A 15,338-nucleotide genomic window follows, 5' to 3' on the forward strand; every position below is an offset into this window, starting at 1 on the left:
CGTAGTACAAAATAGCGTCAGTTCTAGCCGTTAATTTTTATTCGCTTTTAACCAAGTTGAGTCAATGGGCTTCTCACGTTAGACTGATAATAATTTTTGACTCTTATGTAATCAGGTTTTGTTTGGATTGCGTATAGTATTAATAAGCTATCATTTTTAAATGCCTTGATTGGATCTCTATGCAAATTTACTTCTCTCGTACCATCAAAATATGTATTGCCATTATTCTCTTTTGTTCAGGCTGTGCTGCCATCATAAACCTAGATTTAGATAGCATGTATGGTGATGAAAATGTCAGTAACCGCGAGCTGATAAGCTCATTGCAGCCTTCGATTGATAGCCCTGCGGCGCTATTTTATAAGGAAGAGGTGGCACCTATTATTGAAAGCCGCTGTGTGGTTTGTCATGCCTGTTACGATGCACCTTGTCAGTTAAAAATGTCTTCACCAGAAGGTATTGAGCGCGGGGCAAATAAAGAAAAGGTTTATCACGGAGACCGTATTTTAGCGGCGACACCTAACCGCTTGTTTATTGATGGTTTTAGCCCCGCAGAATGGCGAGAGCGTGATTTTTATCCGGTATTAAATGAACGAATTCAAACGCCGCAAGCAAATACCCAAGCTTCTGTGTTGGCTAAAATGTTAACACTTAAAAAACAATATCCTCAGCCTGATGATAAATTGTTAGATGAACGTTTTGATGTGAAAATTGATCGCAGTCAACAATGTCCGACTATTCAAGAGTTTGCTGGTTATGCTAAGCACCAGCCTTTTGCCGGTATGCCATATGCGCTGCCTGAATTAACCGACAAGGAACATAATACTTTAATGAGTTGGTTAGAGGATGGGGCACTTATGCATGCTCATGTCGCTATTTCTGATGTCGAGCAAGAAGCTGTGGTTAAATTAGAAGGCTTCCTCAATGCTAACAATTTAAAAATGCAGTTAAGTGCCCGTTATATTTACGAGCATTTGTTTAGTTCACATCTATATTTTAGTGAGTTGACAGCGGCCAATACTCAGCCGCAGTTTTTTAATTTAGTGCGTTCAAAAACACCAACCGGCCAGCCAATCGACGTGATTGCTAGTCGTCGTCCATTTGACGCCCCAAAAGTTAAGCGAGTTTATTATCGCTTACAACCAGTGGTGTCGACCATTGTTGCTAAAGCTCATCAACCCTACGCGATTCATCAAGAGCTGACAGACAAATGGCAAAAATGGTTTGTAGATGCTGAATACAAAGTTACTGAATTACCTAGCTATAAACCTGAAATCGCCGCTAATCCATTAACCGCATTTACCCAATTGCCTGTTAATGCTCGTTATCGTTTTATGCTTGAACGTGCGCAAAACACTATAATGGGTTACATCAAAGGGCCTGTTTGTCGCGGTCAAGTGGCGTTAAATGTTATTAATGATCGTTTTTGGGTTTATTTTATTAAGCCAGAAGTGGCTACCTCTGACCAAGTAAATGATTTTTATTTAGCACAAAAAGGGAATTTGCGTCTTCCTGCCGAGCAAGACAGTACTGCGTTAGCTGTAAGCTGGATTGAGTATGCATCTCGTCAGGGGGATTACATGCGGGCTAGGCATCACTTTATGGGTAGAGAGTTAGAAGATGGACAACATTTTACTGCTGACGATATTTGGGACGGTGATGGCGAAAATGATAATGCCACCCTGACTGTGTTTCGACACTTTGATAATGCAACTGTGATTAAAGGTTTGGTGGGAAAACCGCCAAAAACGGCTTGGGTAATAGACTATGCCTTACTTGAGCGAATTCACTATTTGTTGGTTGCTGGTTTTGATGTTTATGGAAATTATGGGCATCAGTTAATGACACGTTTGTATATGGATTTTTTGCGTATTGAAGGTGAATCTAACTTTTTAGCCTTTATGCCACCTAATAGTCGTCACCAAGAAAGAGCGTCTTGGTATCAAAAAGCTAGCCCTGAATTAACCTCTTTTGTAGAAGGGAAAATCAATCCTTTTGACCAACCCTCAGGTATAGAATTTGAAACTACAGATCATAAAAAAGAGCTGTATGCTATTTTTGCTGAACGAGTGAAAGAAGTGCAACCTAACCGTTTTAAAGTGCAAGACAGTAAATTAAGCCGCAATAGTACAGCACTGTTAGGGCAACTTAACAATATTAAAGGTGTAGGAGCATCTATTTTTCCTGAGTTGAGCATGATTATGGTTGAAACGAACAATACTGATGATGCTGAAATATTTACTCTAGTGCGAAACAGTGCCCATTATAATGTGAATAGTTTATTTGCTGAAGGAGATAACCGTGATCCAAAAAATGATAATGTGACCTTAGTCCATGGATTATTGGGTAGTTATCCAGACGCGTTTTGGCGAGTCAAAGAAGATGATCTAGCTAAGTTAGTGGCTACAGCTCAACAAGTTAACACAGAAAAAGATTATGAAGCTTTTTTAGATTTATTTGCTGTTCGACGCACCACAAAAGATTTTTGGCAATTTAGTGATAAGCTCAACCATACTTTTATGAAATATAACCCTATTGAGGCTGGCTGGTTAGATTACAATCGATTAGAAAACCGTTAGAGCTGGCTTGATAAGCGTAACCAGAGATTTAATTAAAAGAAGTAAGCTAAAAAATGAAACAGAAAGTATCGCCTGAAGTTGAAGCTCAGGCATTAAAAATAGCCAAAGGCACACAAAAGCCAGGACAGACTAAAGAGCAAACTAAATTAATTGCTCAAGGTATTGAAAAGGGCATTGCTGAATATAAAAAACAACATAGTAAAAAGTTAAGAGAAATTGATAAGCAGCGTAAGCAGAAAACAAAACAACCAGTCCAAAGTCATGAAACCGAAGAGCGACTACCTAGTGATAACCAACGTTCTTTTCTACCATGGATATTGCTTGGATTAAGTTGGTTGGCTTTTATCGCATACTTTGTACTGCAGTCATAAGGACTAACATGCAAATATTACGAATATTATTATCTTGTTTGATTATTTTTGGGGCTGGCTGTGCAACTAATGAGTTGGTTGCTGAGTCGGAGTTAGAGCACAGGCTTTCATTATGGCTTGGTTTACCTGCCACTAGACTTTATGCCCAAATTGGTAAACCTTATGAAACAGCTAATGATGCCTCGGGTAAAACAGTATTGATGTATTTTAAAGAAACACTCTCGTCTGATAATAGGCTTTGGCATTGCAGGGTAACTTTTACCCTTAACGATAAGCAAAAAATAATTAGCAGTAAGTTAGTCAATCGTAACGAAAATGCTTGGGACAGATCTATGCCTTGTGTACATATTATTCAAGTGCCAGTTTAGAGAAGTGTGAAAACGGAATGGTGAGGAGAATAAATCGCATTTTTTAATTTTTAGCTAAGTTCATATCGAGTCCAAATCAGACAGAAAGTTTTATTCCTTCAGTATCTGTTCAGTTTAGTTTGCTAAATTAGCTCCAATATCTGTTATACAAATAATGTGTATTCTTTCTTGGGGTAAGCCATATATGATTCAGAGCAATTCCGTCTGCTGATAAAAAATTACATTTATTTACTCTTTACCCATACTTTTATGATCACTTACGTAGTACAAAATGTTAATGAATAAAGCTTACAAACAGACTTTGCTGTTGTTCCTTCTCTGCTTGAGTATATCGGGTTGCACTACTATGCAATTGGGGGATGTGTTTTCTGGCTATGCCGAAAATATGCAAGCTGTGCGTGCTGCTCAAAGTGTAGGTAATTTTAATAAAGCAGAGTCATTAGTTGCTGATCTTGCTACGGGTAATAATAATTACACTTTGAGTTTACTAGAAAAAGGTCGACTGCAATTTTTAGCCAATAACTGGCAGGAAAGCCGTAACAGTTTTGAAAAAGCCTATGCAGTAATTGAAGACGAGCGAGATAAAGCCAAAATTCGTTTGAGTCGTGGCGTGGAAAATATGGCAGCATTGCTAAGTAGTGACAATGCCAAGGGTTATCAAATTCCCGTTTATGAACAAAGTATGTTGCACACCTATCAAGCGTTAAACTATTTGTACTTGGGGAATTTGGAGGGGGCTTTGGTTGAGATCCGTCGAGGTAATCAAGTTACCCAAAGTGAAGTCCCACAAAGTACCTCTACACTAGAAGGAACTGAAGGGCGATATGATAAAAATAAATTAAGTAAGCTTTACCCATCTATGGATGGAATTATAGGTCAGCAGAAAACGAGTACTCACAATGCTTATACCTACTATGTGTCAGCTTTGTTGTATGAAGTTGCAGGACAATTGAACGATGCTTATATTGATTATAAAAAAGCCTTAGCTATCGCTCCAGACAATATTTATATTCAAAAAGATGTAATGAGGCTAGCGACTAAATTACAGATGAGCAGTGATTTAGCCAAATATACTGAGCAGATTGGTCCCTATAAAAGTCCAGCGGATAACACGGGGGATGTGGTTATTTTGTTAGAGCAGGGGGTTGTGGCTGCTAAAAATGAGTTAGGCTTAAATTTGCCAATTTATACTAGCCAATATGAACCCAGGTTTTTTAGCTTTTCATTGCCTGTATATCAAGATCGAGTCATAAATACTCAACTTTTTACTGTCAGTCTCGAGCAGAAAAGTTATTCGTCACAAAAGCTGGTAACCGTCGCTTCATTGGCTGCTATTGATTTAAAAGAGCAAATACCAGAACTGGTGACTCGGCAAACACTCCGTTTGATAGCGAAAGAAAAACTACGTAGTACTATGAGTAGAAAAGGTGGCGATTTAGGTAACATACTTGCCGCTATTTATAATATGACTTCTGAAAATGCAGATACTCGCAGTTGGCTTACCTTGCCAGAAAATGTACAAATTATGCGGTTGTCTATGCCGTCAGGACAACAAATTCTCAATCTCAGTGGTAACAATAAAACTGAAAAAATTGAGCTTAATGTGAATGCTAAACGTATCACTCTGATTAAAGTTACTGCTATTGGTAGTCAGCAAAATTATCAGATTATAAATTTATAAAACAGGTCAACAATATGCAGGTCATGAGTTTTGACTCGTGTATTTAGTCAATTGAAAATAGGAAAATTATGATGAACAAAATGTTATTAATCACAGTTACTGGCTTATCTATTTCGTTGTTGGCAGGATGTGTTAACAAACCTGTCGTTAGATATGGTGACGCCGAGGCGGTAGAAACCACCAATATTAATTTTGGCTCTACTGATTTACAAAAGATATCAAATCAAATGGCTGACTCGTTATTACTTTCGCCTGTAGTGGGGACGTTAACGGCTAATAAAAGGCCAATAATGTTTGTTGATTCTATTAAAAATAAAACCAGCGAACATATAGATACAGAATCGGTAACTGATTCGATTTCGACGAAATTATTACAGTCTGGCAAATTCCGCTTTGTGGATATGAGTAAAGTTCAGGCTGTGCGTGATCAAATAAACTTTCAAAATGAAGGTGGTTTAGTGAATACCCGCAAAGCAGTACAATTTGGTAAACAAGTGGGCGCTGAATATATGTTATACGGTAGCCTAGCAAGTATAGTGAAAAACGATGCTGATAAAGCAGATCTGTATTATAAATTTACTATGCGTTTAATGGATTTAGAAAGTGGTTTAGTTGAGTGGGCCGATGAAACAGAGATACGTAAGACTAGAGCCAAAGAAACTGTAGGTTGGTAATCTAAATTAAGATGGGAGGCTAGAAGCATGAAGTTTTTATTAATTTGTTTAATGGCATGGGCATTTATGCCACCGGCTTTTGCCGATTATAGTCGCAACCAAGCTGTACCTGTTGAGAAAGTGTTGTTTGGGCAAGTGAAATCCGTGCGTTATATTACAGAATATGAATTGATTGAAGACAGTCATAATGGCTGGAGAACTTTTGGTGGTGCGCTAGTAGGCGGCGCCATAGGTAACCAATTTGGTAGCGGCAGTGGCCGTACTATCACCACTATTTTAGGGGCTATTATTGGTAGTTCTGTAGCAGATAAAAAATCAGCTCCACGGGAAGTGCCAATACAGCTGGTTGAATTGATGATAGTCACAGATAAAGGTCAAGAGTACATGGTGATACAAGACTTTGACCGTCGGATGGTATTTCATTCTCAAGACAAAATTCGTTTGATTTATTTGGCTGGTGGTTCGGTCCGGGTCGATAAACAGATGTAAAGGCGCAAATTTAATATTAAAGTTTTTACTATTTGGAGAATTAATAATGCATTCAACTCGACATGGTTTGTCTATTGGCATAGAAAGATTTAATAGTGAGTTTTTTCTTACTTTAAAAGCAGTAGGTAAACTAACTCACTCTGATTATGAAATTATCACTCCTATGATTGATTCCGCTTTGGCTGGGGTAAAAGAGCCTAAAGTAAATGTGCTGTTTGATGGCACTGAATTAGAAGGTTGGGAATTAAGAGCCGCTTGGGACGATTTAAAGCTGGGCCTTAAACATAATAATGAATTTCATAAAATAGCCATATACGGCAATAAAAACTGGCAGCAGCTTGCAGCTAAAGTCGGCGCTTGGTTTATTTCTGGAGACATAAAGTATTTTGACAATGTGACAGCTGCGACTGATTGGCTTGGTTGATATCGACTCTCAGTGAAAACTAAACCTGACAACAGTGCGACTATTATTGTTAACCATGGCCTATCAAGAGCGTAGTGGTAAATAAATGGTGATTGAATAACAGACTTTGCCTATATCGAGCACTGACCAAGTTGGGCATTTTTATATTGACTGGCATTCAGCATTGACCGGCAATAATATATTAAATTAGGTCGTATTCTCTTGCGCACAAATTTACGGAAGTAAATCATTTGGCGGATACGCCGGATATTCATATCGTCTTGCTGAACATTTACCACACGAACTTTTACTCTTAGATTCAGAGCAGTAAGACAAAAATAAGATTGTCTAGCAATAACACGTTATTAAGTACGACAATCCGCCTTGCTATCCACGAAAAATTTCGTCACCGAGTAAGCATTCAGGTGAGGTGATTTGGGTGAACCTTATTAAGCTATTGAATTGTAATGATAAATTCAGATTAGACGATACTTCTTATCCAGAACTCAGGTTGTTTTATTTTTTATTGGTAACTTATTGTATTTACAAACTAAAATGAGTTTGTATGGGTAACGTTTTTTGTTTTACGAGTAATACAATAGTCTAATTCTAATTTTAATCGTATTGGATTAAAATTAGCCGACTATAGTTGTTAAACGATACTAAGTTTTATTGCCACAATAGTCGTCATTTGGGGTTTAAAATGTTTCTACAATAAAAGAAAACAATGGGATAATTATGTTTCATTTTAAAAAAATTAGTCAAAAACTTACCTTGGTTTTTTTGTTAATGGCGCTAACCCCGTTATTTATATTTGCATTCTTAAGTATCAATACCGCAAGTAATTCTATTAAATCTATAGCCTTTAACCAGTTAGAATCGATTCGCTCGGTCAAAAAATCTCAATTAAATAATTACCTTGATACACTCAAAGCTAGTTTACTAGTTAACAAAGATGATCCCTATTTGCTTGAAGGCTTTATCCAATTTGATAACGCATTTTCGAAGGACAATATTCATGGCAATACCTGGAAAGTAGCGGAACAAAAATATGCCAGTCGACTAAAAAAAATCAATCAAATAAACGGTTGGTATGATTTGTTTTTTATAAATGGTAATGGAGATATTATTTTTACAGCAGCCAAAGAATCAGATTTGGGAATGAATATACCTAATTCAAATTTGTCAAAATCCAGTATTGGTCTCGCTTTTCAATTGGCACAAAACAGCCCTGTTAATACTCTAGTGGTGAGTGATTTTAAATCCTACCCTCCTTCAAATAACGAACCGGCGGCATTTATTATGCTAAAGCTTGAAGGGCAAATGGGTTATTTAGCGCTGCAATTTCCATTGGATAAAGTTAATGAAATTATGCAGCAACGTGATGGTATGGGAAAAACTGGCGAAACATACTTAGTCGGGCAAGATAAACTTATGCGTTCTGATTCGTTTTTAGATCCCCAAGAACATTCAGTCATAGCTTCTTTTGCTGGCAGTGTGAAAAACAACGGCGTGGATACTCAGGCCGTTGCTGAAGCATTTAAGGGAAAAACGGGCCGTGATATTATTATCGATTACAATGGCAATTCTGTTTTATCGGCATTTACCACTGTCGATGTAGGTAATTTTAAATGGGCTTTAATTGCCGAAATAGATGAAGCTGAAGCATTTGAAACAAGTGATACTCTAATTCAACTCTCTATGATTACTATTGGTATTGTGGCAGTACTTATTTACTTCATTTCTCTAATGTTATCTAAGAATATAAGTGGCCCAATTGAACAAGTTGCTCAAAATGTAAAGCGAGTTGCAGATGGTGATTTAACTGTGAAAGTTGAAGTTGACCAACATAATGAGTTGGGCCTATTACAAAAATCTATGTTAGAAATGATTGCAAAATTAAAGGCCATGATTGAGCATATTGGTAATTCAGCAGAGCAACAAGCAGCTGCATCCCAAGAGCTTTCTATGATTACTCAAATCACTAATGAAAATGTAATTAGGCAACACAAAGCAACGGATCAAGTTGCGGCAGCTATTACTCAAATGAGCGCATCAGTGGCCGAAGTGACAAGCAATACTAACGAAGCTTCGAATGCATCCAATCATTCTAAAATTTTAGTCGATAAAGGCGGTGTGACAGTACAGCAAACTATTGATGGGATTATTGAACTCGCGTCAAATTTGAAAGTATCACAAGATTTAATTAATCAAGTACAAGATGGCACTGCAAATATTGTTAATATTTTAGTGGTGATAAAAGGTATTGCAGACCAGACCAATTTGTTAGCTTTAAATGCAGCGATCGAAGCAGCTAGAGCAGGGGAGCAAGGGCGTGGATTTGCCGTGGTAGCTGATGAGGTTAGAACATTAGCCCAAAACACCCAAAAGTCCACAGTGGAAATTGAAAACATGATCCAAACATTAGAGTCTAAAGTCGCTGCTGCAACTGATTCTATGAATAAGGGCGCTAGCCAAGCGGAAACTATTGTAGCGGACACTCACGAAGTTACATCTATGTTAGATGAAGTGCAAAACTCTGTATCGATGATTTCTGACATGAACCTTCAAATTTCTGCCGCTACTCAACAACAAAGTACGGTTGCAAAAGATATCAGCCAGCAAGCATCGAATATTAGTGTGATTTCGTTAGAAACAGGTGAAAGTGCCAAACAAATTAATGAAACCAGTGATGAATTGGCTCGTTTAGCCGTTGACCTTTCTGAACAAGTGAAAATATTTAAAGTATAATAAAGAGCGCCAGTCATGCTCCCTATCTAAGCCCTTTTAAATTATCGCTGAGCGAACAATTATTTAGCAAGATTGTTATAAACGGCGGATCAAGCATAATAAAAATATGTAAGGTGTATCAGTCAAAACAACTAATGAACCTAAGTGAGTTTTACTTTACAATCCGCGACTTTGTTTTCAAAAATAGTTAACGGTAATAATGGCAGCAATAGGTATAGATTACGGTACTTCAAATTCTGAAGTAGTATATTTTGATGGTCAACAGCATCATTTTATCAAACTCGATCCTGCAATGCAGGAAGCGAATAAAATCCGCTCATCTGTGTTTATTTATTATGAGCATGAATTGCCTAGACCGCCTATCCCCATGATAGAAGCGAAAGTTGCGCAAATTAAACGGGTTATCTCAGAACAAATTGACAAAGCCAAAGACAGCTATTATGAAGCGCAAGATCCTCGGGAACAAAACATATACAACGAAAAAATAGCTGATTTAAGAGCTGAGTTTCATAATTTACCTGAGTTACAGCGCAGAGCAATTGAGCTGCTGCTTAAAGACATGACAGTACAAGATTTGTCATTGCAGCAGTTAGCAGAAACGGGAAAGTTTGCTTTTGGTGAAGAAGGGTTTAAACGTTATTTAAAAACGCCTGAAAAAGGTCGCTTGATTTATTCGCCCAAGAATTTTTTAGGCGCTAGTTTGGTAGCTGGCCAACAACAGGCCTTTATTGGCATTATTGCTAAACAATTAGCATTTTTTCGAGAAAGTGCAGAAACCCAGTTACAACAAACCGTCGACACTGCTGTGATTGGCAGACCTGTTAGGTTTCATGGTACTAGAGGGCAAGAAGGTAATAATCAAGCTATTGATATCATGCAAAAAGCGGCAAAAAAAGCTGGCTTTAGTCATGTTGAATTTTTAGAAGAACCTATCGCCGCAGCTTATAAAATAGAACAAACCTTAGATAAACCGACTAACACCTTAGTCGTGGATATTGGCGGTGGTACCACTGATATTTGTTGTATTCGCTTGTCGCCAGACAAACAGGGCAATATGGATCGACAGCAAGATGTATTGTCTGTTACCGGTACACGTTTAGGTGGCATGGAATGTGATAAAAATCTGATTGTTAAATCTATTGCACCGACTATGGGATTGGGCCAATTAATGTTTAATGGTTTGCCAGTGCCTCCTACTTATTATTCAGATATGTGTGCTGTGGATAATATTCCCAAACTCGATCATTTTTTCTCAGATGATTACGGTTTAGAAATAGCCCAGTCTCGATGTATGTTAAAAGATCCTAAATTAATCTTACGACTACAAACCGTGCAAGAAGAAAAGCTCTCGGCTCGATTGGTTAACTCGTCTCGGTTGGCCAAAGAGTTATTGTCTTCAAAAAATGAAATTACCCTGCCTTTACACTATATCGAGGCTGATTATGAGGTTGATATTAATCTCGATGATTTAAATCGCTCTATGTTGTCTTGGTTACGCAGAGTTAAAAGTTTAGTGACTGAATGCTTGCAAAATAGTAATGAGCCACCAGAGATGTTGTTTATTACAGGTGGCATGAGTTTGTCGCCAATAGTGAAAAAAGAGCTGCAAGAAGTGATGCTCCCAGACTTACCTTTACTTGAGGGAGATGCCTTTAATTCGGTATGTGAAGGGTTGGCTCTTCAGGCATATAAGTTTGCCAAATAACAAATAAGATTTAAGTTCACGGTTGGTTTGAAAATTACTCAACCCTGGCAATGTGCGACTGGCCCATGACTGAAAATACTCTCCCCAAAAAACAGCGACTGATTTAGCTATTTTTCATGAAATATTGTCAGGTATTTTTACACTTTTGTGATGTTTCATTTACATCTTGCCGGGTGATTTTAGTAATTGTTTGAAATATATACAATATTTTTCTGCGGGTCTGCTTCTTGCTTCATAAGTTGAACTTGGCTGTAAGTAAGGCCTTATCGACAAGTTTCAAATTAAATTACGTTGTTTTTTATGGAGAAAAATATGTGTAAGAATAAAAATTTTAAACACCTCACAAAATCGTTTTTACTATTAATTAGCTTCTTTTTTGGTCTAAATGCCAATGCTACATTATTAAATTCAGATTTCAGTTTAGGATTTGATAATTGGCAAGCTGCGGTGACTGTTTTTGATGGGACTGATGATATTTCTTCTTCTGGAGATTTATTTGCGACTTATCCTGATAGTTATACAACAGTGCCAGATAGCGCTATTTTAACGACTAACTTTGACGCAGTATTCAATGACGTTTGGGAAGTTGTTATGTTTCAAGATTTTCAACTTGATAACATTTTGATGGGCAGTAGTTTGTGGCTGTCTTTGGATGTTTTAACCGATCTTACTGACCCCCTTTCTGACTTTGCTTTTGCTTACCTTAAAGATGATATGAATAACATTCTTGAAGATTTAACCCTAGGCGGAAGTTTTGATGTTACGGCTTATGCTGGTGACGATGTGTCAATAGAATTTGGTGTGCTAGATGGAGATCTATTTCTTGGTGACACACTAACTGTCTCTAATATTAAAATTACAGAAATGTTAGCGCCAATCAACCCTGTGCCTGCCCCGGCGACACTATTTTTATTTGTAATAAGTTTATGTTTAATTAAGCGTTCTCGCGGGTAGTTCTCGCGTTTATTAGCGTTTATTAGTAACCACATTATTTATTTCTTACCGGCTGGATTGACTAACAAGTCTGAAGTCTGTTGGCGGACCTGTCGTTAAGACAAGGAGAAGGGAAATGGTAAATTTTGGTATTTTTAGTCAACCAAAAGGGCGAAGCAGTCATGCTTGGCTTTTTTGTCTTGTTATAGCTTTTTTTAGTCAAATTTCGTTTAACGCTTTTGCTGTTGTCGCTGTCGGTGGTAGTTGGCAAAAAGTAGAAGATGTAACAATTACCCAAGGTCAGCGTTTTTATATTCGTGGTACCGGTTATTACACCGACAATACCGTAGCATTGGCAAATTCAGACGATTTGTCAGATATGCTGCGCATAGTCGTAACTGATTCAAGTATGGATGTGATGAATGCTACTGGCAGTGATGATAATGGCCATCCATATTTCGATTTAGCATCAGCTGAGGATACAACACGCGTATGGTTTGTCCGAAAGCGTGGAGCTTTTAACTACACTTTGGAAGTTCAACAATTTATAGAAGAAACCGACCCAGATACCGATGATGATGGGATCCCTGATTCAGAAGATATTTGTCCTACAGATCCTAATAACGATTGTATTACCATAGTGGGTTTAGTGTTTGGTAATGGCGCTGCTGTCGATTTAGCTGCTGTTAAAGTAGGTAAAAATTCAGTCAATACCACTACTGATTTGTCCGGTGAATTTACTGCCAATGTGGGTAACGCAGAGTTAGCTTCTGATGGTATTGATAAGTTTTTCCCAGTAGAAGTTGTGGCTGATGGTTTCGCTACCGGTAATCCTAAAGTTATTTGGCAAATGGGTAAAACTGATTACCAAGTGACAATTGATTTACAACAAATTTCAAAAGTTATTACTACAGATGACGATGTGACTCAAGGTGTTAAAATTGATAAAGACGGTGCGCCCGTGGGTTCACTTACTATCCCAGTTAACGCCTTACCAGTAGGTGTCACTGCCATTACTGGCGAAATAACCTATTTAGATCCTGAAACGGATGACATTTTATCGGCTCCTGGTGGTGATTTGTTGGCTTTACCAGTGGGCGCAGATCCAAATACTGGACAAGTCACCCTTGAAACTTTCGGTATGATGGAATTTGATTTAGTCGATCAAGACGGTAATGAAATCACAGAATTAGCAGCCGGTGAAATGGCTGAAGTATGTATGAAAGCTACCTCTGGGTTAGAGGTTGGTGATACGGTACCTCTTTGGTATTACGATGAAGACGCTGGTCTTTGGCAAGAAGAAGGTCAAGGTATTGTCGAAAATCGTGATGGCGAATTACAGATTTGTGGTGGCGTAGCTCACTTTACTTGGTGGAATTATGACCAACCAATTTCTACCCATTCTTGTATGAAATACAGCATTCAATCAGAATCTAACGATACAGATATCAACTCTCTAGGTTGGTATGTTGAAGGCGTAAGTTATAACGGTACATCTCCTTCTAGAAGTTGTTCAAACGATGTAGGGGTTTCGCAGTTTGATTCGTTCACCGTTAAAATCACTACCGATGTTGCTAACCCAGAACAAATCAAGGTGTATACCAATATTGGCGGCAATAAATTCTACTTGTTAGATGACGGTGACAATACTTACAGCTTAACGCAAGTTTCTGCTGATGCTGCGGTATTTAATACTCCAGATACCCAAGGCAGTTGTTTAAGCAATACACAATCTGGTAGTTGTATGAATCTTGACCACCAATCTGATAATAACGGAATTTTACCACTATCAGCAGAGGTTAACTTTCCTCCAGTCATTATGGAATTCAGTGTTAGTAGCGGTACATTGTTGCCAGGCGAAACAGCTGATGTTAAGGCGACAGTCACTGATCCTGAAAACTCTACTGTGACTTTAGATTGGTCGGTCAATTGTGGTTATTACGGTGAGACCAATGGCTCTGAGTATATGACGCCGAGCAGCGAGAGCGGCGTATCGGGTGAACAATATACAGCAGTAATGACTGCCCCTGATGTGCTAACGTATCCAATTGAATATTGTAATATTGAGTTAGTGGCTACCGATGACGCTGGTTTGTTTACTACTGCTAATCGTTGGGTACCCGTTGCTGCTAGTTTTGAATATCAGCTAAGCGGTGTAGCTTATGGTACAGATGGCTTACCCTTTGCAAACTTAGAGTTGCATTATTCTAACAACTGCTATGACAGTACTTCAATTGATGAATTTGTCATGACCAATGCAATGGGTGAATACCAATTCAATATTGATTTCGCTGGTTGCATTGATGAGTATAGTTATGGAAACTTGGGGCTAATTCGAGCTGATTATGACTATGCTGGAAATCAATGGTCAACTGAATTTTACATTAATGATTATTACTACGGTGAATCTGACGGTGGTCAATTGTCTTCTTGTATTGTTGATTCGGATGGTACGACAGTATGTGATTATGATCTTCATCTACCTGTGTTATGGGGGCCTGTGAGTGGAAACGTGTATTTAGCTGATGATATTGATCCAGCAGCTTTTTCCTCTTTTTACATGAATACAAACTCTGGTGAATTTGGCGATTTTAGCTACTTCAGTGGGTCATTAGATCTTACCAGTTCACCGGCGAGTTTTGGTCCGATCATGGCACCTGTAGGAGATATACATTTAGGTCATAATTATCAAGTAGCGGGTGAATCACAATTTCAGATTAACAATTTTCATAATTCAAGTACTGACGGTGGAACCGTTGATATCGGCACTGTGTTGCTAACCGTGCCTGTAGTTGTGACTATGTTCGATTCTGATAATGCACGATTACCAGGAATTAATATTAATTATTCTTCTAGTTTTTGGAATAATAATAATAATGGAGCCGCAATCGATTTAACTGGCACTACCGATAGTAATGGAGAGTTTATGGCTGATGCTTATTTAGGCTATATGTCCGCTAACTCAACATTCCCTTTTTATTATTACGGAGGTAGTGTTATTTCTGCGGGTGTCACCCAATATATTGATTTAGGCGGCACAGAAGAATGCGTGTTTGAAGGGAAATTTGTAGACGCTTTTGGTGCACCTATTGAGGATGAGCAGTTTACTATTTATCAATCTTCAGGTGAAGTTGCTTTTATGACTGATATGAATGGTAATTTTAGTACCACTGTAACGCCTGGTTATTACTCTGTCGAGAATTTTAATTACCAATCAAATTACCGTAATCAAAATATAGATAATTGTCGACCTATTGCTGGCCAGCCTCGTGTTATTCGATTTGATGCTGTTATGTCAGAAGGATTTGGGTTTAATGATTTTCCCCAATAGGGGGTTTAACATCTCGTCGGCCTGTGGCTGGCGAGTTTTAAATTATAAGGAATGAT

At 38.1% G+C, this 15,338-nt stretch carries 11 protein-coding genes; all 11 read left to right on the forward strand.

The window, feature by feature from the left end; genetic code table 11:
* Positions 1-179: 179 nt before the first annotated feature.
* Complete coding sequence (locus GQR87_RS05190) at positions 180-2,576, forward strand: fatty acid cis/trans isomerase (RefSeq protein WP_158967218.1); 2,397 nt, start codon at positions 180-182, stop codon at positions 2,574-2,576.
* Between the two features lie 53 nt (positions 2,577-2,629).
* On the forward strand, positions 2,630-2,947 hold the full coding sequence (locus GQR87_RS05195; protein WP_158967220.1) for a DUF2956 domain-containing protein: 318 nt from the start codon (positions 2,630-2,632) through the stop codon (positions 2,945-2,947).
* Between the two features lie 8 nt (positions 2,948-2,955).
* The gene (locus GQR87_RS05200) at positions 2,956-3,315 is read left to right on the forward strand and encodes a hypothetical protein (protein WP_158967222.1); all 360 of its coding nucleotides are present in this window, start codon (positions 2,956-2,958) and stop codon (positions 3,313-3,315) included.
* Positions 3,316-3,661: 346 nt separating this feature from the next.
* Positions 3,662-4,996, forward strand: a complete 1,335-nt coding sequence (locus GQR87_RS05205; RefSeq protein ID WP_158967224.1) for a COG3014 family protein — start codon at positions 3,662-3,664, stop codon at positions 4,994-4,996.
* A gap of 71 nt (positions 4,997-5,067) precedes the next feature.
* Positions 5,068-5,670: a penicillin-binding protein activator LpoB gene (gene lpoB, locus GQR87_RS05210; RefSeq protein ID WP_158972883.1), complete on the forward strand. Its 603-nt coding sequence runs from the start codon at positions 5,068-5,070 to the stop codon at positions 5,668-5,670.
* A 27-nt stretch (positions 5,671-5,697) separates the two neighbouring features.
* Positions 5,698-6,159, forward strand: coding sequence for a glycine zipper 2TM domain-containing protein (locus GQR87_RS05215; RefSeq protein ID WP_158967226.1), 462 nt, complete (start codon positions 5,698-5,700; stop codon positions 6,157-6,159).
* A gap of 46 nt (positions 6,160-6,205) precedes the next feature.
* Positions 6,206-6,583, forward strand: coding sequence for an STAS/SEC14 domain-containing protein (locus tag GQR87_RS05220; RefSeq protein ID WP_158967228.1), 378 nt, complete (start codon positions 6,206-6,208; stop codon positions 6,581-6,583).
* Between the two features lie 717 nt (positions 6,584-7,300).
* On the forward strand, positions 7,301-9,313 hold the full coding sequence (locus tag GQR87_RS05225) for a methyl-accepting chemotaxis protein (protein WP_158967230.1): 2,013 nt from the start codon (positions 7,301-7,303) through the stop codon (positions 9,311-9,313).
* Positions 9,314-9,512: 199 nt separating this feature from the next.
* The gene (locus GQR87_RS05230; protein ID WP_158967232.1) at positions 9,513-11,018 is read left to right on the forward strand and encodes an Hsp70 family protein; all 1,506 of its coding nucleotides are present in this window, start codon (positions 9,513-9,515) and stop codon (positions 11,016-11,018) included.
* A 312-nt stretch (positions 11,019-11,330) separates the two neighbouring features.
* Positions 11,331-11,972, forward strand: coding sequence for a hypothetical protein (locus GQR87_RS05235; protein ID WP_158967234.1), 642 nt, complete (start codon positions 11,331-11,333; stop codon positions 11,970-11,972).
* Positions 11,973-12,087: 115 nt separating this feature from the next.
* The gene (locus GQR87_RS05240; protein WP_158967236.1) at positions 12,088-15,282 is read left to right on the forward strand and encodes a hypothetical protein; all 3,195 of its coding nucleotides are present in this window, start codon (positions 12,088-12,090) and stop codon (positions 15,280-15,282) included.
* Positions 15,283-15,338 lie beyond the last annotated feature (56 nt).

It is taken from the genome of Paraglaciecola sp. L3A3, from assembly GCF_009796765.1.
Classification (GTDB): Bacteria; Pseudomonadota; Gammaproteobacteria; order Enterobacterales; family Alteromonadaceae; genus Paraglaciecola.

Bases quoted from the DNA above. Each gene is read 5' to 3' on its own strand.
- GQR87_RS05190 (WP_158967218.1), top strand. From the start codon at position 180: ATGCAAATTTACTTCTCTCGTACCATCAAAATATGTATTGCCATTATT.
- GQR87_RS05195 (WP_158967220.1), top strand. From the start codon at position 2,630: ATGAAACAGAAAGTATCGCCTGAAGTTGAAGCTCAGGCATTAAAAATA.
- GQR87_RS05200 (WP_158967222.1), top strand. From the start codon at position 2,956: ATGCAAATATTACGAATATTATTATCTTGTTTGATTATTTTTGGGGCT.
- GQR87_RS05205 (WP_158967224.1), top strand. From the start codon at position 3,662: ATGCAATTGGGGGATGTGTTTTCTGGCTATGCCGAAAATATGCAAGCT.
- lpoB (WP_158972883.1), top strand. From the start codon at position 5,068: ATGAACAAAATGTTATTAATCACAGTTACTGGCTTATCTATTTCGTTG.
- GQR87_RS05215 (WP_158967226.1), top strand. From the start codon at position 5,698: ATGAAGTTTTTATTAATTTGTTTAATGGCATGGGCATTTATGCCACCG.
- GQR87_RS05220 (WP_158967228.1), top strand. From the start codon at position 6,206: ATGCATTCAACTCGACATGGTTTGTCTATTGGCATAGAAAGATTTAAT.
- GQR87_RS05225 (WP_158967230.1), top strand. From the start codon at position 7,301: ATGTTTCATTTTAAAAAAATTAGTCAAAAACTTACCTTGGTTTTTTTG.
- GQR87_RS05230 (WP_158967232.1), top strand. From the start codon at position 9,513: ATGGCAGCAATAGGTATAGATTACGGTACTTCAAATTCTGAAGTAGTA.
- GQR87_RS05235 (WP_158967234.1), top strand. From the start codon at position 11,331: ATGTGTAAGAATAAAAATTTTAAACACCTCACAAAATCGTTTTTACTA.
- GQR87_RS05240 (WP_158967236.1), top strand. From the start codon at position 12,088: ATGGTAAATTTTGGTATTTTTAGTCAACCAAAAGGGCGAAGCAGTCAT.